Annotated in this window: 24 protein-coding genes and 1 pseudogene; 13 read left to right on the forward strand and 12 right to left on the reverse strand. The window is 30.6% G+C overall.

Features of this window, described 5'->3' with window-relative positions; all coding sequences use genetic code 11:
• Positions 1–272 (forward strand): annotated as a pseudogene (locus AJN60_RS01080) (autotransporter outer membrane beta-barrel domain-containing protein); the annotation flags it as partial.
• Between the two features lie 273 nt (positions 273–545).
• Here the strand turns inward: AJN60_RS01080 and rplT are convergent.
• Positions 546–899 carry a 50S ribosomal protein L20 gene (rplT, locus tag AJN60_RS01085; RefSeq protein ID WP_002851731.1) on the reverse strand — a complete coding sequence of 118 codons (354 nt, stop codon included), beginning with the start codon at positions 897–899 and terminating at the stop codon, positions 546–548.
• Between the two features lie 93 nt (positions 900–992).
• On the reverse strand, positions 993–1184 hold the full coding sequence (gene rpmI, locus AJN60_RS01090) for a 50S ribosomal protein L35 (protein ID WP_002777995.1): 192 nt from the start codon (positions 1182–1184) through the stop codon (positions 993–995).
• A gap of 155 nt (positions 1185–1339) precedes the next feature.
• On the opposite strand from rpmI, the gene AJN60_RS01095 reads away from it, so the two are divergent.
• The 4 genes from AJN60_RS01095 (at position 1340) to AJN60_RS01110 (ending at position 5387) form a co-directional block, all read left to right on the forward strand.
• Entirely contained in the window at positions 1340–2506 is a 1167-nt protein-coding gene (locus AJN60_RS01095; RefSeq protein ID WP_070285715.1) for a hypothetical protein, read from the forward strand.
• A gap of 138 nt (positions 2507–2644) precedes the next feature.
• Positions 2645–3046 carry a hemerythrin domain-containing protein gene (locus AJN60_RS01100; protein WP_070233471.1) on the forward strand — a complete coding sequence of 134 codons (402 nt, stop codon included), beginning with the start codon at positions 2645–2647 and terminating at the stop codon, positions 3044–3046.
• Positions 3047–3224: 178 nt separating this feature from the next.
• Positions 3225–4406 (forward strand): NifS family cysteine desulfurase, encoded by a 1182-nt coding sequence (locus AJN60_RS01105; protein ID WP_002870653.1) that lies wholly within the window; start codon positions 3225–3227, stop codon positions 4404–4406.
• Between the two features lie 9 nt (positions 4407–4415).
• The gene (locus tag AJN60_RS01110; protein ID WP_070285716.1) at positions 4416–5387 is read left to right on the forward strand and encodes an iron-sulfur cluster assembly scaffold protein; all 972 of its coding nucleotides are present in this window, start codon (positions 4416–4418) and stop codon (positions 5385–5387) included.
• Between the two features lie 22 nt (positions 5388–5409).
• Here the strand turns inward: AJN60_RS01110 and AJN60_RS01115 are convergent, their stop codons facing one another.
• Positions 5410–7293 (reverse strand): mechanosensitive ion channel family protein, encoded by a 1884-nt coding sequence (locus tag AJN60_RS01115; protein WP_070285717.1) that lies wholly within the window; start codon positions 7291–7293, stop codon positions 5410–5412.
• Positions 7290–7925, reverse strand: coding sequence for a carbonic anhydrase (locus AJN60_RS01120; RefSeq protein ID WP_070285718.1), 636 nt, complete (start codon positions 7923–7925; stop codon positions 7290–7292). Before AJN60_RS01120 ends, AJN60_RS01115 begins: the two co-directional genes overlap by 4 nt.
• A gap of 160 nt (positions 7926–8085) precedes the next feature.
• Here AJN60_RS01120 and AJN60_RS01125 point away from each other — a divergent pair, with 160 nt between their 5' ends.
• The 7 genes from AJN60_RS01125 to AJN60_RS01155 all read left to right on the forward strand — a co-directional run bounded on the left by AJN60_RS01125 (position 8086) and on the right by AJN60_RS01155 (position 13245).
• On the forward strand, positions 8086–8781 hold the full coding sequence (locus AJN60_RS01125) for a Bax inhibitor-1/YccA family protein (protein WP_002851668.1): 696 nt from the start codon (positions 8086–8088) through the stop codon (positions 8779–8781).
• Positions 8782–8884: 103 nt separating this feature from the next.
• Positions 8885–9253: a preprotein translocase subunit SecG gene (gene secG / locus AJN60_RS01130; protein ID WP_052859085.1), complete on the forward strand. Its 369-nt coding sequence runs from the start codon at positions 8885–8887 to the stop codon at positions 9251–9253.
• A 9-nt stretch (positions 9254–9262) separates the two neighbouring features.
• The gene (gene frr, locus AJN60_RS01135) at positions 9263–9826 is read left to right on the forward strand and encodes a ribosome recycling factor (RefSeq protein ID WP_074470019.1); all 564 of its coding nucleotides are present in this window, start codon (positions 9263–9265) and stop codon (positions 9824–9826) included.
• 2 nt (positions 9827–9828) lie between these two features.
• Positions 9829–10437 carry an orotate phosphoribosyltransferase gene (pyrE, locus tag AJN60_RS01140; protein WP_070285719.1) on the forward strand — a complete coding sequence of 203 codons (609 nt, stop codon included), beginning with the start codon at positions 9829–9831 and terminating at the stop codon, positions 10435–10437.
• Positions 10438–10848, forward strand: coding sequence for an RDD family protein (locus AJN60_RS01145; RefSeq protein ID WP_002870659.1), 411 nt, complete (start codon positions 10438–10440; stop codon positions 10846–10848).
• Positions 10849–10862: 14 nt separating this feature from the next.
• On the forward strand, positions 10863–11885 hold the full coding sequence (locus tag AJN60_RS01150) for a ribonucleotide-diphosphate reductase subunit beta (protein ID WP_070239791.1): 1023 nt from the start codon (positions 10863–10865) through the stop codon (positions 11883–11885).
• On the forward strand, positions 11872–13245 hold the full coding sequence (locus tag AJN60_RS01155; protein ID WP_079860411.1) for a nicotinate phosphoribosyltransferase: 1374 nt from the start codon (positions 11872–11874) through the stop codon (positions 13243–13245). Before AJN60_RS01150 ends, AJN60_RS01155 begins: the two co-directional genes overlap by 14 nt.
• On the opposite strand, the gene AJN60_RS01160 is transcribed toward AJN60_RS01155, so the two are convergent.
• Positions 13214–13762, reverse strand: coding sequence for a gamma carbonic anhydrase family protein (locus tag AJN60_RS01160; protein ID WP_002861022.1), 549 nt, complete (start codon positions 13760–13762; stop codon positions 13214–13216). The genes AJN60_RS01155 and AJN60_RS01160 overlap by 32 nt on opposite strands.
• Before the next feature lie 88 nt (positions 13763–13850).
• Here AJN60_RS01160 and AJN60_RS01165 point away from each other — a divergent pair, with 88 nt between their 5' ends.
• A complete protein-coding gene (locus AJN60_RS01165) occupies positions 13851–14480 on the forward strand; it encodes a protein-L-isoaspartate(D-aspartate) O-methyltransferase (RefSeq protein ID WP_002861021.1) in 630 nt (209 codons plus the stop codon).
• A gap of 19 nt (positions 14481–14499) precedes the next feature.
• On the opposite strand, the gene AJN60_RS01170 is transcribed toward AJN60_RS01165, so the two are convergent.
• From AJN60_RS01170 to thrS, 7 genes are all read right to left on the reverse strand, one after another.
• The gene (locus AJN60_RS01170) at positions 14500–15687 is read right to left on the reverse strand and encodes an aspartate aminotransferase family protein (RefSeq protein WP_079861563.1); all 1188 of its coding nucleotides are present in this window, start codon (positions 15685–15687) and stop codon (positions 14500–14502) included.
• 3 nt (positions 15688–15690) lie between these two features.
• Positions 15691–16536, reverse strand: a complete 846-nt coding sequence (gene argB, locus AJN60_RS01175) for an acetylglutamate kinase (protein WP_079861562.1) — start codon at positions 16534–16536, stop codon at positions 15691–15693.
• Positions 16537–16539: 3 nt separating this feature from the next.
• The gene (locus AJN60_RS01180; RefSeq protein ID WP_070285722.1) at positions 16540–16986 is read right to left on the reverse strand and encodes a GNAT family N-acetyltransferase; all 447 of its coding nucleotides are present in this window, start codon (positions 16984–16986) and stop codon (positions 16540–16542) included.
• Between the two features lie 9 nt (positions 16987–16995).
• Positions 16996–18024, reverse strand: coding sequence for an N-acetyl-gamma-glutamyl-phosphate reductase (gene argC, locus AJN60_RS01185; protein ID WP_070285723.1), 1029 nt, complete (start codon positions 18022–18024; stop codon positions 16996–16998).
• A gap of 163 nt (positions 18025–18187) precedes the next feature.
• Positions 18188–19279 carry a DNA adenine methylase gene (locus AJN60_RS01190; RefSeq protein WP_070285724.1) on the reverse strand — a complete coding sequence of 364 codons (1092 nt, stop codon included), beginning with the start codon at positions 19277–19279 and terminating at the stop codon, positions 18188–18190.
• Positions 19280–19318: 39 nt separating this feature from the next.
• Positions 19319–19837 (reverse strand): translation initiation factor IF-3, encoded by a 519-nt coding sequence (gene infC / locus AJN60_RS01195; RefSeq protein ID WP_070285725.1) that lies wholly within the window; start codon positions 19835–19837, stop codon positions 19319–19321.
• Positions 19834–21642 carry a threonine--tRNA ligase gene (gene thrS / locus AJN60_RS01200; RefSeq protein ID WP_070239781.1) on the reverse strand — a complete coding sequence of 603 codons (1809 nt, stop codon included), beginning with the start codon at positions 21640–21642 and terminating at the stop codon, positions 19834–19836. Before thrS ends, infC begins: the two co-directional genes overlap by 4 nt.
• Positions 21643–21765: the final 123 nt, after the last annotated feature.

Raw genomic sequence — 21765 nt, forward strand, 5'->3', positions numbered from 1 at the left:
TTACTTGGTTTAGAGATTGGTTGCCTAATTTAAAAACTTCAGTAGAACTTGGAGCTAAGTTTAATATCAATCCTAAAGTAGAAGCTGAGGCTAGATTTGGAAATATAAAAGTAAGTGATGAGTTTGATTTACCAAGAATACAAAAATTTGTAAGCACTTCTTTTATCGTTCCTGTTAATGAAGCTTTCTATTTTAGTTTAAACTATAATGGAATGTTTGATAAAGATGGCAATACCCATACAGGATTTGCTCAGTTTAATTATCTTTGGTAATCTTATAAAAGATCATACCTTAGTTTAATTAGTTTTTACTCTCCTACTTGTTAAAATTTCATCCTGATAATTTTAAAATTATTAGGATGGATGTTTTTTTGGATAATTAAAAATTTAACCGTATATAATAAATGTGATTTTATTACTTCAAATTTATAAATTCAATTAATGAATAAAATTAAGAATGATTTTAAAAATAAAAATTAATATTACAGGGTTTATTAGAATTTTAAGAATTCCAAGATGGAATCTTGAAATTCTTACACTAAAAAATTAAAGTGCTTTTTTTGCGGCCTCTGCAATTTTTGCAAAAGCAGCAGCATCATTCATAGCTAAATCTGCTAGAATTTTTCTATCAAGTTCAATACCTGCTTTTTTAAGTCCATTGATAAATCTTGAATAACTTAAATCATTAAGCCTACAAGCAGCATTGATACGCACAATCCAAAGACGGCGAAAGTCTCTTTTTTTACGGCGTCTATCACGATAAGCATAGACTAGACTTCTTTCTAATTGTTCTTTCGCTTTTCTAAAATGTTTGCGGCGTCCACTATAAAAACCACGTGCTAATTTTAAAACTTTTTTGTGTCTGCGGCGTCTAACAACACCTGTTTTTACTCTTGCCATTTTTATTTCCTTTCATAAAGTGGCGTCCAAATTTGGAGCTTACCCTTGAAATTTTATCTCAGAGGGGAGTTTGAATGACTTTTAGTCAAAAACTTAAATTCCTAGCATTTTTTCAACAGCTTTTACATTTGTGCTATGCACATATTTAGCTGTGCGAAGATCACGCATTCTTTTTGCAGGTTTTTTAGTCAAAATATGACTTCTAAAAGCTGAGCCTCTTTTGATTTTATTTTTACCTACTTTGAAGCGTTTAACTGCGCTTTTAACGCTTTTCATCTTTGGCATACGCTTTCCTTATTTAGATAAATTTTCATTTTTCAAATTAAAAGAAAAGCTAAATACTATCAAATGTTTTCTAATTTTTGACTGAATTTAATTTTTAAAAAACTTGGCACACCTTTTGCTTATAAAAAATCAGCAATATTTTGGAAAGATTTAAAATGACTATAAATTCGGCAAATCCGTATCAAAATTTAACTTTATCTAATCCTTTACAGAATAACTCTGCTCTAAATTTGATTAAAGATAGCAAAGCTTTAGAACAAGAAGGAAATGAAAATAGCTTAGAACAATTAAGTTATATTTTTAATAATACCACTTATGCTAGTGAATTTGGATTTAGAATCAATGAAGAAGGTTTTTTCGATAAAGATTTAAATAAAATTGCCAATATACCAGAATCTTACGATATTAACATTAAAAGCGTTAGAAGTATAGCAAAAGAACTTGCAAAACAAGATGAAATTTTAAATTATAATAAAATTGATCTACCTTATCTTTTAAATAGCTATCATAGTTCATTAAAATCTATAAATTCAGAATTTTTACAAGATGATAATGCTTATTTAAATCGTGATTTTATTTCAAAACTATCATCAGGTTTTTCAACAGATAATGGAGAATTTTTGGGCCAAATTTCAAGAATTTACAACAATCAAGAAGAAATTGATTTAGCATTAAGCAATATCACAAATTTAAATACCTTAATGTTAGATAACAAAATAACTAATTTTCATTTTAATAAAGCCATAGAGAATACTTCTTCTAATGAAATTTTAAAACCTTATTTAACTAAAAATGCAGAAGTATCAAAATCTGGTCTTTTAATGAATTTTATTTACCATGATATAAAAACCCAAAATGAAAAAGAATTTAACTTTTTTATGAAACCTATCACTCTAGAACTGAGCTCTCATCAAAATTTACAAAAAATTCTTAAAGGCGAAATGGATATAGAAGATTACATTAAAAAAGAAAATGAAAAAAAGATGAGTTTTGATCTTTATCTTTATGTTAATGGTATAGATAAAAAAACAAGTACTCAAGACAAACTATCTGTATTTTTTCAACAATATATTAACTACCAAAAAGATATGGATTTAAGAGAATTTGCAAATTCAAGCTCAATATTTCAAATTTATATCGATCAAACTCGCAATGATTTTGATACTCTTAAAAAACAATATCAAAACCAAAGTCAAGACACGCAAAGATTAGAAGAAGTAAATCAACTACGCTCTAATTCTATAGAAAATTTTCTAGAACGTCGCCAAAAACAAGCAAATATAAATAAAATTCTAAACTCTTATATGTCTGTGATGGTTTAAAATAATTTTTATAAAAAATATATAAATTATAAATATTTCAATAATAATAATTTTTATATGAGTAATTAATAAAATTTTAAGTATTATAACATTATAATCCGCTCCCGAAAAAATATAAATATAAAAACAGTCAAAACCATGATTTATAGTGAAAAAATTATTTCAATGAATAATGATCTTTTAGATCATCAACATAAAGAACTTTTTGAAATTTCTAAAAAACTCTCTTTAATGAGCCAACGTCATGTTGAAACAAAAGAATTAAAAATTGTTTTAAGAGAGTTGTTGATAATGATCAATAGACATTTTTCAGATGAAGAAGCCTTTATGAGAGAAATAGAATATCCTTATATCAACCATCATACAAGAATTCACAGAAAAATTATCTTAGAAATTGAAGAAATTATCATCAGTGAAGCTAAATTTGTAAATATAATGACTGAAAAGCTAGATCTCGTTGTTCAAGATTTTATCTTTAAACATACAGTCAAAGAAGATTCAAAAATAGTAAAGTATTACGAAGAAAAATTTAAGAAATAACATTTCTCGTTTTTACTATATAAAATTCACAAAATATTTCACTTTAAAAATTTTACTTTAACATTTTATTTTTGTTATAATTTTTAACCTAATTTTTATAAATTTTTGTTATTATCCGTTTTCGAATAAAGATAAAAAATATCCTAATTAAAGTTAAGGATAAATTAAGGATTTTAAAGTGAAAGTATATTTAGATAACAATGCAACGACGATGCTTGATCCTAATGCTTATGAGTTGATGCTACCTTTTTTAAAGGATATGTATGGAAATCCAAATAGCCTTCATCAATATGGAAGCACAACACATCCTGCTTTAAGAGAAGCTTTGGACAAACTTTATGCAGGGCTTGGAGCAAATGACTTAGATGATATAGTTGTAACCTCCTGTGCAACAGAAAGCATTAACTGGGTGCTTAAGGGTGTGTATTTTGATCATATTTTAGATAAGGAACGTAATGAAGTGATTATTTCTAGCGTAGAACACCCTGCTGTTACTGCTGCTGCTTATTTTTTAAAAAGTCTTGGAGTAAAAGTCATAGAACTCCCTGTAAATGAAGAAGGGGTTTCTACTGTAGAAGATTTACGTAAAGTGATTAGCGATAAAACAGCACTTGTAAGTGTTATGTGGGCAAATAATGAAACAGGTATGATTTTTGATATTAAAGCGATGGCGGAACTTGCACATGAATTTGGCGCTCTTTTTCATACAGATGCTACTCAAGCAGTAGGTAAAATAAAGGTTAATTTAACTCAAGTAGGAGTTGATTTTGCTTCATTTTCGGCACATAAATTTCATGGACCAAAGGGTGTGGGTGGACTTTTTATAAAAAAAGGACTTAAACTTACTCCACTTTTACACGGTGGAGAACACATGGGTGGTCGTAGAAGTGGGACTTTAAATGTGCCTTACATAGTGGCTATGGGCGAGGCTTTGCGTATTGCAAATACTATGCTTGATTTTGAAGATTCTCATATACGCCGTTTAAGAGATAAACTAGAAGATCAAATTTTAGCCTTGCCTGATACAACAGTTGTTGGAAAAAGGGAACACCGTGTGCCTAATACAATCTTAGCAAGTATTAAAGGTGTTGAAGGCGAAGCAATGCTTTGGGATTTAAATAAAAATGGTATAGCAGCAAGTACGGGCTCAGCCTGTGCAAGTGAAGCTTTAGAAAGCAATCCTATTATGGAAGCTATCGGTGCGGAGCATGATTTAGCGCATACAGCTTTAAGACTTTCTTTGTCACGTTTTAACACTGAAGAAGAAATTGATTATGCAGCAAAACAAATTAAAAATGCAACACAGAGATTAAGAGCAATTTCTTGTACTTATGCTTATAATCCAAATAATTACAAATAAGGATGAAAAATGGGAAAAAATAGTTTAATTGGTGGATCCATTTGGGATGAGTATTCACAAAAAGTTCAAGATAGAATGAATAATCCTCAACATATGGGAGAATTTAGCGAAGAAGATGCTAAAGCACGCAATGCAAAATTGATCGTAGCTGATTTTGGTGCAGAAAGTTGCGGCGATGCAGTAAGACTTTTTTGGCTTGTAGATGAAAAAACTGATAAAATTATCGATGCAAAATTTAAAAGTTTTGGTTGTGGTACAGCTATAGCAAGTAGCGATACTATGGTAGATCTTTGCATAGGAAAAACTGTAGATGAAGCAGTAAAAATCACAAATTTAGATGTGGAATTTGCTATGCGTGATAATCCAGAAACTCCAGCTGTTCCACCTCAAAAAATGCACTGTTCGGTTATGGCTTATGATGTAATCAAACAAGCAGCAGCTCATTATAAAGGTATAAGTCCTGAAGATTTTGAAGATCAAATTATAGTTTGTGAGTGCGCTAGAGTAAGTCTTGGAACTATTAAAGAAGTGATTAAACTTAATGATTTGCATAGTGTAGAAGAAATCACACAATATACTAAAGCAGGTGCTTTTTGCAAATCCTGTATCAAGCCAGGCGGACATGAAAAAAGAGATTATTACCTTATAGATATTTTAGCTGAAACCAGAGCCGAGATGGATAGAGAAAAACTCAAAAATACAATGAAAAGTGATGTGGCTTTTGATGAAATGACCGTAGTAGGACAATTAAAAGCAGTTGAAAGTGTTTTAGATGCTGAAATTCGCCCTATGCTTCATAATGATGGTGGAGATTTGGAAGTGATTGATATACAAAAGGCTGAAGGTGCAGCAATTGATGTTTATATTCGTTATCTTGGTGCTTGTAGCGGTTGTTCTAGTGGAAGTGGTGCAACACTTTATGCTATTGAAACGATTTTACAAGAAGAATTAAGTCCAAATATACGCGTTATGCCAGTTTAAAAAATAGCAAGATAAAATCTTGCTATTTTATAGCTTTTGCTTGCAAATCAAGAGGTGGTAAATTTTCTATATAAATACTGCGACTTGGGAAAGCAAAAGTTAAGCCATTTTTTTCGATTATACGCATAAACTCAAGCATTAAGCTTTGTCTAGCTTCCCTAAAATCTTTTGCGCCTATTTTTTTAGTATAAAAATAAAGCTCTATATTAATACTACTATCTGCAAATTCACTTAAAGCCACATAACAAGCATTTTTATAGCCTTCTAAATCGTTAATAGATACAAGATTTTGACGATATTTTGTCGTATGATCACCATATTTTAATGCACTATCCTCATCGTGAGCTACCAAATCACTTGTATCCAAAAATTCTTTCAAATCTTTTACACATTGATCTAATTTTTCAGGAGTAGCATCATAACCAACACCCAAATACATTCTAACATGGCGACCCATGCGCCTTTTACTCCAATTTTTGATATTAGCCCCCATAATAGTTGAATTTGGTAAAAATACGAGACAATTATCAAAAGTTCTAATAGTAGTTTTTCTAAGTCCTATTTCAACTACTGTTCCTTCTATACCTGAAACCTCTACCCAATCTCCTTGATTAAAACTATTATCAAAAAGTAAGAGTATAGAAGCAAAGAAATTTGCAATTATATCTTTCGCTGCTAAAGCAACAGCTAAACCACCAATTCCCAAAGATGCAATAATAGCTGAAATATTAAAACCAAGCTGAGCAAGGATATATAATAAAGCTATGATAATAATAACAAAATATAAAATTTTAATAATTAAATTTACAACTTCTTTTTTTCCACTTTTTTGAGCAAGCTTAGAAACTAGTACCATTCCATAACCATCAAGCATTTTTAAAATAAGCCATGCAATCAAAACCGCATAAATTATGTGGAAAAAATTACTCAAATTAATACTTAAAGGTGCAGGATAAGTTGCTATAGTAAGACAAATCGAAATAGCATAAACGATGAGAAAAAAACTCACTGGTTTTTTAATATTCTCAATAAAAATAACTTTAATATCATCTACATCATTTTTATTTCTATAAAAAAGCCGAACAAGGAAAAAATATACTATATTTGCAAAAAAACGTCTTAAAGATATAAAAAATACTAAAACCAAAGCAGAAATTACTATTTTTCCGATATTAATAAAACCTACCCCAATTGCCTCGTTTATACGATCTATCCAAACTTGAAGCTCAAGTAGTGAAAAAATATAATTACTTTCAAGCAAATCTGCATTTGATCGTAAATACTTAAGAATTTCAGAATAAGAATCTAGAGCGTTACTAATATATCTTTCTTTTAGGGTAATTTTTTCCAATTCTTCTGGATTTGTAATTTTACTTTTAAAACTATCTAAATTTACACTAGAAGAATTTTGTAAATTTTCCATTGCCTTATCAACAGTAGCAATTAAATCTTCACTACTTGCTGTATTTTTAAAAAGTTTTTCCACTTCAAACAAAGAAGAATAAAAACTTTCCACAATGTTAAAATAAACTAGATTAAGAGTGGCATCTGTATAAATGTAAGGCTTATTAATATTCTTTTTTTGAACATCTAGTAATTTTTCTTTTGCTTTTAAAAATCTAACCACTGCCTCTTCATTAATCTTTTGTCCTACTATCATATCGGGTATTTTTGCTAAAATAGTCTTTTTGTCTTTTTCAAATTCACTTAAAATACCATTAAAAGTGCTTGAATTTTCATCATTGTTTTTCTTAAATTCTTTAATTTGATTGTTAAGATCAACATATTTTTCAACTAAAGCATAAATTCCTTCATCTTCTTTACTAATATTCGCATCAATAAATTTAAATTCTTGTGCTCCAAGGTATAAAATAAAAAAACATAAACTAAAAATAATTTTTTTCATTGAACTTTCCTATCTTGTATTAAAGTAAAAATTTTTGCTTTAAAATCATACTCATAAATTTCACCTGTCTCTATAATATAATACCAAGCATGTATTTCTATTTTTCCTTCATCTAAAGCTTCTTGCACGCCTGGATAAGTAAGTATATTTTGCAAAGAATTTACTAAATTTAATTTTTCTGTAAGCCATGAACGCATAGCCAAATCGTCTCTTGCAAAAATCATCACATCTTTTTTTATCGGATCTAACATAGTAAGCCATTTTTTCACGTTAGGAATTTGATTTAACTCTTCATCAGAATAATAAAGAGCATTGCAACCTCCACAATTACTATGGCCACAAACGACGATATTTTTAATATGCAATGAATTTAAAGCATACTCTATTGCTGAAGTTGTCGCCAAGTAATCTTCTCCAACGCGATAAGGTGGAACTATATTTGCAATATTTCGTATTACAAAAAGCTCACCTGGACCCGTATTAGTGATCAAATTTGGAATTACTCTAGAATCAGAACAACCTATAAAAAGAGTATGGGGATTTTGCTTATTTTTTAGACTTTCAAAAAGTTCTTCATGCTCCTTAAAGTCTTCTTGCATAAACTTAATCGCACCGCTAATAAGATTTTCCATAAAACCAACCTAAAACTAAAATCTTGAAATTATAGCAAAATTTCAGCAAAGATTTCATTTAAGCATTAAGATATTATATAAATTAACTTTTTATTTAGTCTAATATGTTAGATTTCGCTCAAGATTTTAAAAAATCTAACAATTTTGCAAGGAGAATTTTATGAGTCTTTATGATAGAGACTACTCAAGATCAAAAGAATTTGAAAATACACGCTCAAGCGAATTAAGTATTTTTATTAAACAAACTTATCAACTTTTTGCTGCTTCATTATTAGCTGCAACAGTAGGTGCGTATGTAGGAATTTTTGCTTTAGCATCATTTTTTATACAATCACAAGTAACTTTTTGGATCCTTTTTGCTGTTGAAATCGGACTTTTATTTGCTTTGCAATGGAAAAAAAGAGAGGCTCCATTAAATCTTGTTTTACTTTTTGGTTTTACTTTCTGCTCAGGTTTAACGCTTACACCTTTACTTATTTCAGTTTTAGCTCTACCAGCTGGAGGAATTATCATCGCTCAAGCTTTTGCTTTAACAACGGTTGCTTTTGCAGGACTTAGTGTATTTGCTATGAATACAAAAAAAGATTTTACTGTTATGGGCAAAGCTTTATTTATAGTATTAATCGTTATTGTAGCAGCATCTTTACTAAACCTTTTCTTCCAAAGCAGTATAGTTAATCTAGCTATTTCAGCAGTAGCTGCAATATTATTTTCATTTTACATTCTTTATGATACGCAAAATATTATCCGCGGAAATTATGAAACTCCAATCGAAGGTGCAGTAGCACTTTATCTTGATTTTGTTAATCTTTTCGTATCTTTACTTAATATCTTAAGAAGCTTCAATAGCAGATAAGTTTTTGTGGGATTTTTCTCACAAAAACTTATCAAGTTTCAAAACTTTTCAAGTTTTATTTAGCTAAAATAATCATTTAAAAATTAACTTTTAGGAATTTTCAATGATCACTCTTTTAATCATTTTACAATTTATCATCGTTGTAGTTATTTGTATAGCAGTTTTACTTCAAAAAAGTTCAAGTATAGGACTTGGAGCTTATAGTGGAAGCAATGAAAGTTTATTTGGCGCCAAAGGACCGGCTGGATTTTTAGCAAAATTTACCTTTGTTATGGGAATTTTACTTATTGCAAATACTATTGGTCTTGGTTATTTATACAATAAAGCTAGCAAGGACTCTCTAGCAGAGAAAATTAAAGTAGAAAACAACACTACTATTCCAAGTGCTCCTATTGCACCTGCTACCCCAAACACAAATTCTATCGCTCCAAGTGCACCACAACTTCCAAGCGATGTTAATTCAAGTAAATAATTAAAGGAAATGATAATGCTAAGTGAAATTTTTAACAAACAAAAAACCCAAAGTGAAAAATCTTTAGAAGCCTTAAAAAAAGACTTCACCACTTTAAGAACTGGAAAAGTTAATACCCATATTTTAGATCATATTACAGTGGATTATTATGGAACTCAAACTCCTTTAAATCAAGTAGCAACTGTTTTAGCAAGTGATGCTTCAACTATTAGCATCACTCCTTGGGAAAAACCTTTACTAAAAACCATAGAAAGCGCTATTGCAGCTGCAAATATCGGCGTAAATCCAAACAATGATGGCGAAAGTGTAAAATTATTTTTCCCTCCGATGACTAGAGAGCAAAGAGAAGAAAATGTAAAACAAGCTAAAGCTATGGGTGAAAAGGCAAAAGTTTCTATAAGAAATATACGCAAAGATGCCAACGATGCAGTTAAAAAACTAGAAAAAGATAAGGCAATAAGCGAAGATGAAGCAAAAAAAGCTTATGATGAAGTGCAAAAACTTACTGACGCCTATACAACAAAAATTGATGAGAGTGTAAAAAGCAAAGAAAGTGAACTTTTAAAGGTTTAACGATGAATTTAGAGCAAATTTATAAAGATTGTGGTGCTTATTTAGAAGGGCATTTTTTACTAAGTTCAGGTAAACATTCACAGTTTTATCTTCAAAGTGCAAAAGTTTTAGAGGATCCAAAATTAGCAGCAAAACTTTGTGATGAACTTGCAAAGATTATTGCAAGCTATAAGATAGAATTTGATAGCATTTGCTCTCCTGCTTTAGGTGGAATTTTAGCAGGTTATGAGCTTGCAAGAGCTTGCAATAAACGTTTTATCTTCACTGAAAGAGTAAATAAAGAAATGACTTTAAGACGTGGTTTTGAAGTAAAAAAGGGTGAAAAATTTGTAATTTGTGAAGATATCATTACTACAGGTGGTAGTGCTTTAGAGAGTGCAAAAATCATTGAAAGTTTAGGTGGCATTGTTGTAGGTTTTGCAGCATTAGCAAATCGTGGTTTTTGTGCGGTAGAAAATTTAAAATCTTCAAGAAAAGATAATGCGAAATTACCTGAAAATTTACCACTCTTTACTCTAGGAAATTTTGAATTTGAAATTTATGATGAAACAAATTGTCCGCTTTGTAAAAAAGGGAGCAAAGCCATAAAACCAGGAAGTCGTGGAAATTAAATGAAAACTAAAGCAAAAATTAGCTCTAGATGGTTAAGATTTAGAGCTTTGCTTATAGATATTTTTCTTATTTATGTTCCTATTTTGTATTTATTTTATTTTATATTAGGCTCTAAAGAAGCTTTTTTAAACAATCATTTTATCACAACTTTATGCACTTTTTTATTTGGTTTGATTCAAGCTATTTTTTTAACAAAAAAGGCACAAAGCCCAGGTCTTAAAGCATATGATTTATATCTTATTGATATAAAAACGGGAAAGAAACTAAGTTTTCTTAGAATTTTACTAAGATATGTGATATTTATTATAAGTTTTGGCTTACTCTTTGGTTTATTTGTCAGTTTTGTAAGAAAAGATCGTTTAAATTTACATGATATTTTAACTCAAAGTTGTATAGCCACCAAAGCATAAAGAAAGGTTAAAAAATGCAAAGAAAAAGAATTTACAATCCAAACTCAAACGAAACCCTAGGAGATCGTAAAGTTTTTGATGGTAACCCACATGGAATTTTAAATTTCACTAAGGCAAAATATACTTGGGCTTTAAAACTTTGGGATTTAATGGAGGCAAATACTTGGTTTCCAAAAGAAGTGGATACAACTAAAGATGCACTTGATTATCGCTGTAATTTAACTGCAGGTGAAAAAAGAATGTATGATTTGGTTTGGAGTCAGCTTATTTCTATGGATAGTTTTCAAACTAATAATTTAGCAGATAATATCAATCCTTACATCACAGCTCCTGAAATCAATGCGGTTTTAGCACGCCAAGCTTATGAAGAGGCAAACCATTCAAAATCTTACGCTGTTATGGTAGAAGCGATTTGCGATAATACAGATTTGATTTATGAAATGGAAAAGCATGATGAAACTTTGCGTGAAAAAAATGACTTTATTTCAAGCATTTATGAAGAATTAGCAGGCGATGTAGATGATAATAAACTTCTTTTGGCTATGGTGGCAAATCAAATTTTAGAAGGAGTATATTTTTATAGTGGCTTTACTGCTATTTACGCACTTGCACGTGCAGGAAAAATGCTAGGTTCAGCACAAATGATCCGCTTTATCCAAAGAGATGAAATTACACATCTTTTATTATTTCAAAATATGATCAATTCAGTACGCAAAGAAAGACCTGATTTGTTCCATGATGAAAATATCAATAAAATTTATGATATGTTTAAAAAAGCTGGAGATCTTGAGATTAAATGGGGTAAATACATCACTCAAAATCAAATCATGGGCTTTACTGATGATATCATAGAAGAATATATCCATTATCTTGTAGATCAAAGATTAAGCGCAATCAATTTAGACAAGTTATACAATGCAAAACATCCTATTAAATGGGTAGATGATTTTTCAAAATTTAACGATCAAAAGAGCAATTTCTTTGAAAGTAAAGTAACGAATTATTCTAAGGGTAGCATAAGCTTTGATGACTTCTAAAACTTCTTTAGCCTTGCTTTGTGATTTTTATGAATTTACAATGTCTCAAGGCTATTTCAAAAACAATAAAAAAGATCAAATTTGTTATTTTGATATATTTTTTAGAAAAATTCCAGATTCAGGATCTTTTGCTATTTTTGCAGGTCTTGAAGATATTTTAGACTTTGTTGAAAATTTGAGTTTTGATGCAGAAGATATAGAATTTTTAAGAAAACAAGGTATTTTTGATACAGAATTTTTAGATTTTTTAGCTAACTTTAAATTTAAAGGTGAAATTTATGCTATGCGTGAAGGAGAAGTGATTTTTCCAAACGAACCTTTGCTATGTATTAAAGCTACAACCATAGAAGCACAGCTTTTAGAAACTTTTTTACTTTTAAGTTTAAACCACCAAAGCCTTATTGCCACCAAAACTAATCGTATCGTGCGTGCAGCTAAAGACAGTAAAATTTTAGAATTTGGCTCACGCAGAGCGCAAGGAAGTGAAGCAGCCTTAAAAGGGGCAAGAGCAGCTTTTATAGGAGGTTGCATAGGAAGTGCTTGTACTTTAGCAGGAAAAATTTATAATATCCCTATCAATGGAACTATGGCACATTCTTGGGTGCAAATGTTTGAAAATGAACTTGAAGCTTTTAAAGCTTATGTGAAAATTTATCCAAAAAATCCTGTTTTTTTGATCGATACTTATGATTGTCTAAATAGCGGACTTAAAAATGCGATTAAAGTTTTTAAAGAATTTGGCATCCAAGAAGGCGGTGTGAGAATAGATTCTGGAAATTTACTTGAGTTAAGTTTGAAAATCAGACAAGAACTTGATCAAGCAGGACTTCAAAAATGCAAAATCATAGCTTCTAACGCCCTTGATGAATGGAGCATTAAAAAACTCAAAGAACAAAACGCACCTATTGATATCTTTGGTGTAGGCGAAAGATTGATCACTGCTTCAAGCGATCCTATTTTTAGTTGCGTTTATAAACTCGCAGCCTTAGAAGATCAAGGCATAAAACCTAAAATCAAAATCAGCGAAAATAACGAAAAATCAACCCTACCTCATTTTAAAAAGCTTTTTAGGGTTTATGATAAAAACACGCAAAAAATCCTTTTTGATGAGCTTTATGTTTTTGATGAAAACCCAAATCAAGATGAAAATTTAGAACGCAAAGAACTTTTAGAATTAGTCTACAAAGAAAAAAGACTTCTTAAAAAGTCATCTTTAAATACTATTCAAGATTATACAAAAGAGCAAATCTCAAAACTCGATGAGAGTTTTTTAGATCTTGATCGTTTTGTGAAATTTGAAGTAAAACTCTCACCTAAACTTCAAAATATCACTGAAGATCTTTTAAAAACTCGTTTTTAAAATCCACATAATTTAAAGCGGATTGTTTTAGAAAGCTTATTTCTTCATCGTTTAATTCACGCACAAATTTTGCAGGATTTCCAAGTATCAAAGAGCGTGGCGGAAATTTTTTACCCTTTGTTACAACGCTTCCAGCACCCACTATGCTATCTTCTTCTATCAAAGCATTATCCATGACAACAGCATTCATTCCGATTAAAACACGATTTTTTATCACACAAGCATGGATAACGCAATTATGTCCTATGGTTACATCATCTCCTATTATTGTAGGAAAACCAGCATCTTTTAACTTTCCTTTTTCATCAAATTCCCTATGCCAAACATGCACCGTGCTAAGATCTTGAATATTGGTTCTTTTGCCAATTTTTATAAAATTAACATCGGCCCTTAAAACACAATTAAACCAAATGCTACTTTCATCTCCTATTTCTATTTCTCCTATGATTTTAGCCCCCTCTGCAACAAAAACATTTTGACCTAGTTTGGGGCTATGATTTTTAAATTTTATAAGCATTTTTTTCCTTTTTATTTAAGTATAGCTAAGTTTAACTCTATTTCAACTTTTTTAGTTACAATTTTTATTTAAATTTATAGGAGAAGTAATGAACGCATTTGAACAAAAAAGATGTCAAAATATGGCTGAAGAAATTGCACAAAAAGTTTTTATCAATGAAGAGCTTTTTAATGCTTTTTGTCAAATTCCGCGTGAAATTTTTTCTCCTTTAAAAGCCCATGCTTATCGCCTTGATGCTTTGCCTTTGGCAAATTCTCAATGGATTAGTTCACCTTTAACTGTAGCTAAAATGACTATGGCTTTAGATTTTAAAAATGCTGATAGTATTTTAGAGATAGGTTGCGGAAGCGGCTATCAAGCTGCGATTTTAAGCAAAGTCATAAGGCGTGTTTTTACCATAGAACGCATAGAAAATTTAGCCAAAAAAGCCGCTCAAACTTTCAGAGAATTAGAACTTTTTAATATCAATGTAAAATTTGATGATGGACAAAATGGCTGGAAAAATTATGCTCCTTATGATAGAATTTTATTTTCTGCTTATGCGACACAAATTCCTGAAATTTTACTCGATCAATTAAGCGATGGCGGGATTTTAGTCGCTCCTATTTTACACAATGGCAAACAATTCATCACACGTCTTAGAAAAAATGGCACAAATTTACAAAAAGAAATTTTAGAAGAATGTTTATTTGTGCCTATAGTAGATGGAAAAGAATAAACTTTTTTTACAAAATTTATTAAAAACTCTTTAGAGCCTTTCTTAACTTTTCACTCATTTCATCAATATGTTCTTTTTGCAAAATCAAAGGAGGTAAAAATCTCAAATCATTCTCCCCACAACTTATCAGTAAAAGTGCATTTTCTTGGCATTTTTGAATGACCTTGGACACTTTTACACTTTTATCAAGACTAAGCCCTTGCATAAACCCTAAGCCTTTGCGTTTTTTACAAAAATCAAATTCTTTTATCAACTCATCTAAACTTTGCTCTAAATAAGGCGTGAGTTTATTGACATTTTCTAAAATTTTTTCTTCTTTAAAAATTTCAAAAACCGCATTCACTCCTGCACAAACCAAAGGATTTCCCCCATAAGTGCTACCATGATCGCCAGCTTCTAAAGAATTGCTTGCTACTTTTTGATTTATTACAAAAGCACCCACACTAAGCCCACAACCTAAGGCCTTAGCTGAAGTCATGATATCAGGCAAAATTTGTGCGTGCTCATAGGCAAAAAATTTTCCACTTCTACCTATGCCACATTGAATTTCATCAGCGATTAATAATATATCTTTTTCATCGCAAAGCTTTCTTAAGGCTTTGTAAAAATCTTTATTTGCAGGATTTATCCCACCTTCTCCTTGCACGCTTTCTAAGATAATGGCACAAGTTTTTTCATTTACTCGTTTTTCAACGCTTGAAATATCATTATATTTTGCAAATTTAACCCCTGAAATTAAAGGTTTAAAAGGCTTTTGATATTTTTCATTAGCAGTAAGCGATAAAGCTCCTAAAGTACGCCCATGAAAAGAATGCTTAAAAGCAATAAATTGTCCACTCTTAATACCTTTGTTAGAGGCATATTTTCTAGCTGTTTTCATCGCTCCTTCTATGCTTTCTGTGCCAGAATTTGTAAAAAAAACACGCTCTAAAGAACTAGCTTTGGCTAAATTTTTAGCTGCAGCGGCTATGTTTTCATTATAATATAAATTGCTAGTATGCAAAAGCTTATCCACTTGCACTTTGATTTTAGCATTAAATTTAACATGATTATATCCTAAAGCACAAACGCCTATACCACTTGAAAAATCAAGATATTTTTTAGCCTTATCATCAAAAAGATAAACCCCCTGCCCTTTTTCTAAAACTATATCAAAACGCTTATAAGTAGGGATAATATGACTTTGTTCTTTATAATCCATTTTCATTCTTTAGCCCACCAAAGTGCCTATACCTTCATCAGTAAAAAACTCAAGCAACAAAGAATGCTTCACGCGCCCATCTAAAATATGCACCTTTTTAACTCCATTTTCACAAGCATCAATGCAAGATTTTAATTTTACATGCATACCGCCTTCTATTTTAGGAGCTAAAATTTTAGCTTGTTCAAGACTGATTTTAGAAATCAAAGAATTTTTATCATTAAAATCCTCATAAAGCCCTGCAGTATCGGTTAAAAAAGCAAGTTTTTCAGCCCTTAAAGCCTTAGCAATCGCACAAGCTGCGTCATCAGCGTTGATATTATAAGTATTAAAATCCTCATCCATACCAATAGGAGCAATGATAGGTAAAAAATCTTTTTCTAAAAGCTCTTCTAAAATTTTAGAATTTACCTTTTGTATCGTGCCAACAAAAGCCAAATTTACATCTTTTTTCACACATTCTAAAAGTGCACCATCTTTACCACAAAGCCCTATGGTTTTAACTCCTAAATTTTGCAAACTATGGACTAAATTTTTATTGATATGATTTAAAACCATATTTGCTACTTCAGTAGTGGCTTTATCACTAACCCTAAGACCGTTTTTAAACTCACTCTTTACACCTAATTTTTCACACATAGCAGAAATATCTTTTCCCCCGCCATGTACAATGATAGGCTTTAAACCCACGAGTTTTAAAAGAGCTATATCTTGCATCACACAATGCTTTAGCTCTTCATCTTCCATAGCTGATCCACCGTATTTTATAAGTATAATCTTAGAATTAAACTTGCGTATATAAGGTAAAGCTTCGATTAAGACATTGGCTTTTTCTAAATATTTTTGCATGATAATTCCTTAAATATTAAAGCTGGTTTGATTATACTCGTTTAAAGAAAGATCGTAATAATTCGCATCTTCTCTTAAAGTAAAACCATAATGTTTCCAAAACTCATTACCCAAATCATTGTTTTTAAAAGCGATTAAGGCGATTTTATTGATTTTTTGAGCTTTTAAGGCCTCAAGACAAAATTTCGTCATCTCGTGTGCTATACCCTTTTTTCTATGATCTTTATGTACACATACATGATAAAATCCCCCTGTGCGTCCATCATGCCCGCAAAGTATGCTTCCTACAATTTCTTCATCAATCACTGCTACAACGCTAAGATTTGGGTTTCTATCTAAAAAATTTTCTATATTTTCTTTGCTATCATCAATGCTTCTTATCCCAAAGCCTTTTATCTCGCACCAAAGCTTATAAACGACTTCATAATCACTTTTTTGCATAGCTCGTATTATCATTTTTATCCTTTACAAATTTGCAAAGAATTTAAGTCCTTCATCTTCATCAAAATCAAACATTAAATTCATATTTTGAACAGCTTGTCCTGCTGCACCTTTAATTAAATTATCAATAGCACCAAGCACAATAACACGCCTTGTGCGTTGATCTATACTAAAATTTATATCCGCAAAATTGCTTGATTTAACCCACCGAGTCTGCGGAAACGACTGCGGCGGTAAAAGCCTTATGAATTTATTGTTTTGATAGTATTTTGTATAAATATCGCATATATCTTGTTCTTGCAAATTCTCTTTTAAATTTGCATAAGCACTGATTAAAATTCCTCTTTGCATAGGTACAAGATGAGGGGTAAATTGTAAAGTGATTTTCTCTTTGGCTGCATAGCTTAAATGTTCTTCAATTTCAGGAGTATGACGGTGTGAAGCCAAACCATAAGCTTTGATATTTTCATTAACTTCACAAAAAAGATTTTCCACCTTTGTACTTCTTCCTGCTCCACTTACTCCACTTTTTGCATCAATAATAACTGAGTTAAAATCAATGATTCTTTCTTTAAAAAGCGGATAAAGACTTAAGATCGAACAAGTGGTATAACAACCTGGATTTGCCACTAAACTTGCTTTTTTTATCTCTTCTTTATAAAGCTCGCAAAGTCCATAAACTGCATTTTGCAAAAGCTCTTGATTAGGATGAGTGAATTTATACCAAAGCTCATAATCTTTAGGATTTTTAAGACGAAAATCTACACTTAAATCAATGATTTTCATCTTTTTTAACAAATTCTCATTTAAAAGCTTAGCGCTAAATTCATGCGGAGTAGCCAAAAACAAAAGATCAAGTTCAAGTTCATCTAAATTTTTATTTTCAAAACATAAATTTAAAGGGATATTAGGATAAAGATCTTGATAATTTTGTCCCACGCTAGAACTCGAACCTAAATAAGAAATTTCAACTTTGGGATGATTAAGCAAAATGCGTACAAGCTCATTACCTGCATAACCACTCGCTCCTAAAATCCCAACTTTTATTTTCATCTTTATCCTTTAAATGTAAAAGGAAGTATTATAAACAAAAAAAGTTAAAAATTTTAACTATTATTCTCTTCAACCTTATCTTTATTGCTCGAAAATCAAAACATCTGAAAAAATAAAATTAATTTAATCATGCAAAATAAAAAATAATTTTAGCAACAAGAATTTAATTTTTAACTAAAATATAAAGTTGTTCATGAAGATGGATATTACGATTTTTAAGATTGCGAGAAGCTCTAAAAGTGTTATATTTTTGTTCTAAAATCCGACATTTTCCAAGAGTACTTAAACGCTTTAAAAAAATTTCTTTTTTTACAAAACCTTCACAATTATAAGAAAGTAAAATCACTCTTGCTTTTAAATCATTAATGAGTTCAAATAAAGCGTCTTGGGCAAATTTTGACTTATTAAAAGTACTACGATTCCAATCTTTTGGAATGCCACTGATTTTAGAAATTTCTTCAGGTTTTTTATAATTTGCGATTAAATTTAACATAAAATAATTAGAACTATAAGGATGTTGATTATAAGGAGGATCAAGATAAACCACATCAAAAAAATCAAGTTCTTTTGCAAGCATGCTTGCATCCTTTTGCATCACTTCAAATTCACAAGAAAAATTTGAAAAAATAGGCATTTTAAGCTCTATTTCTCCTTTAATGCGTTTAAGTGCATTTTGTCCTTCGCCACCAAATTTTCCGATACCATCCTTACCCTTATAAAAACCCTTAAAAACTCCACTAGTATTTGAATGCACACTAGCTTCATAAATTAAAGGGGCTATAAAAAAATGCTTTAATTCTTTTGGAATTTCATTTTCAATTCTTTGTCTCATAGTATCAAGATATAAAGCATTTGTAAAAGTATAAAAAACCCTTTCATTTTTTTTAATATTATCATCATCTTTTGGAGCATAAAGCTCACTGATAAAACCTTTTTGAAAATCTAAATTTTGGGTTAAATTTTTATAACACCTTTTTAGGTTTTGGAGTAAATCTTTGTCTTTATTAGCAAGATAACACTTATTGATAAGTTTTGAATAATCTTCTAAATCATTAGCTAAAATATAACTCGAGTATGCCTTTGCAAAACGACTGACAACACCTGAGCCACTAAACATATCACAAAAACTAAATTTATCCTTGCCGAGTTCTTTTTTAGCTACATTAAAGCCCTTATTTAAAAAACTTAAAAGTGCTCTTTTGTTTCCAAGATAAGTTATGATTTGCTCTTTTAAAAAAAAAGGATTTTCTTTCAAAATTTAAAACCTTTAAAAAGCTTTATCCACAAAAATGGATTAAGCTTTTTTTGGAGTAACAAGCATATTTACATAGCGACCTTCAAAATTTGGCTCTTTATCACGATTAGCTTCATTTTCTATCATGATCCAAATTTTTTTAAGTAAGGCTACACCTGCTTCAGGGGTTGCCATTTCACGACCTTTTAAGAATACACGAAATTTCACATGCTTACCTTGTTCTAAAAATTCTAAAGCATGTTTTACCTTGTAATTAATATCATTTTGAGCAATTTTTACAGAAAGTTTGATTTCTTTTATATCAATCACTTTTTGTTTTTTCTTTGCTTCTTTTTGTTTTTTCTCTTGTTGATAACGGAATTTACCATAGTCCATGATCTTGCAAACAGGTGGCTTAGCATCTGCAGCTATCATTACAAGATCAAGTCCTAAACGATTTGCAATTTCCAAAGCTTCATTGCTACTGATAATACCATAAACCTTACCATCATCGCCAACACATCTGATTTCATCCGCTCTTATTTCTTCATTAAGCAATACTTCTTTTTCCTTACTCAAAAGTGCACCTCACTCATTTTCTCCTTAACTAATTTAATAAATTCGTCCAAACTAAGATTTTTTTGTTCTTTAGCTCTTCTATCTCTTAAAGCAACGCTACGCTTTGTCACCTCATCATCACCTAAAACTAAAATCATAGGCAATTTTTGTTTTTCAGCGATACGAATTTTTTTACTCAAGCTCTCATTTTTTTCATACACCTCACTATCGATATTAAGCTCTAATAATTCTTTTTGAATTTCTTTTGCATAAGCAATATGTGCTTCGCCTATTGGCACTATACCCACAGCAGTTGGTGCGATAAAAAATGGAAACTCACCCGCACAATGCTCGGTTAAAATTCCTATAAATCTTTCAAAAGAACCTAAAATCGCACGATGCAACATTACAGGTTGTTTTTTTTCATTATTGCTATCAGTATATTCGAGTTTAAAACGACTTGGCAGGTTAAAATCAACTTGAATAGTTCCGCATTGCCACTTTCTTTTTAAAGCGTCGGTGATTTTAATATCAATCTTTGGCCCATAAAAAGCCCCGCCACCTTCATCAATACCGTATTTTAAACCTTGTTCATCTAAAGCTTCTTTTAAAGCCTTAGTTGCTACTTCCCAAATTTCATCATCGCCTATGGCTTTTTCAGGTTTAGTTGAAATTTCCATCTCATAGCTAAAATCAAATAATTTCATCAAATTATCCACAAAAGCTAAAATTTCTAAAACCTGCTCTTTAATCTGACTTGGCATACAAAAAATATGTGCATCATCTTGAGTGAATTCTCTCACCCTAAAAAGTCCATGCAAAACCCCACTTTTTTCATGACGATGCACTACGCCATATTCAAAAAATTTCAAAGGCAAATCACGATAACTTCTTACATCACTTTGATAAATTTTAATATGCCCCACACAGTTCATAGGCTTAATGCCATATTCTTGTTCATCAATTTGTGTAAAATACATATTTTCTTTATAGTTTGCATAATGCCCGCTGATTTTCCATGCATCTGCTTTTAAAAGTTCAGGCCCGCGCACAGGTTCATAACCACGTAAACGATGAATTTTATAAAGCATATGTTCAAGTTTAGATCTAAGTCTTGCACCATTACTTAACCAGATAGGAAGACCTCCTCCGATCTCATCATCAAAAGTAAAAAGCTTAAGCTCTGTTCCAAGCTTTCTATGATCGCGTTTTTTAGCTTCTTCGATAATGGTTAAATACTCTTTTAAACTTTCCTTATCTGCAAAAGCAGTTCCATAAATTCGAGTAAGCATTTCTCTTTTTTCATCGCCACCCAAATACGCTCCTGCAACACGAGTGAGTTTAAAAAAGCGTAAAAATTTCGTATTTGGCACATGAGGACCACGACACAAATCTTCAAATTCACCTTGTTTATAAATACTTACAGCTCCATCAGGAATACGCAATAAAACTTCTTGTTTTAAATCATCATTTTGAAATTTAGCCAAAGCTTCGTTTTTTGTGATTTCATATTTTAAAATTTCAATCTTTGCTTCAGCAAGTTCTTTCATCTTTTTTTCAATTTTTACTAAATCTTCTTCGCCAATCTTACTTTCTACACGAAAATCATAATAAAATCCATCTTCTATAACAGGACCAACGAAAAATTTAGCCTCAGGATACAAGCTCTTAATCGCCTGCGCCATTAAGTGTGCGCAAGAATGGCGGATTACTTCTAAACTTTCTTTAGAATTATCAAAATAAATTTCTTTTAAATTTGTATCTTTCACACTTTGAGAGTCAATTATTGTCTCATTGTCCAAATACGCAATAACTTCTTTTTCCATATTTTTAACCCTTTGTTGCTCACTTACCCTGCGAGTGTTTATAAAGTCCTAATTTTAACTTTCTAAGACTTAATTATTTTTGAAATTCAGCTTATTTTTAAAAAATAGTTGCTATCAAGAAAA

Origin of the sequence: Campylobacter sp. BCW_4323, from assembly GCF_001763115.1 — a bacterium.
In the GTDB taxonomy this organism is placed as follows: Bacteria; Campylobacterota; Campylobacteria; order Campylobacterales; family Campylobacteraceae; genus Campylobacter_D; species Campylobacter_D jejuni.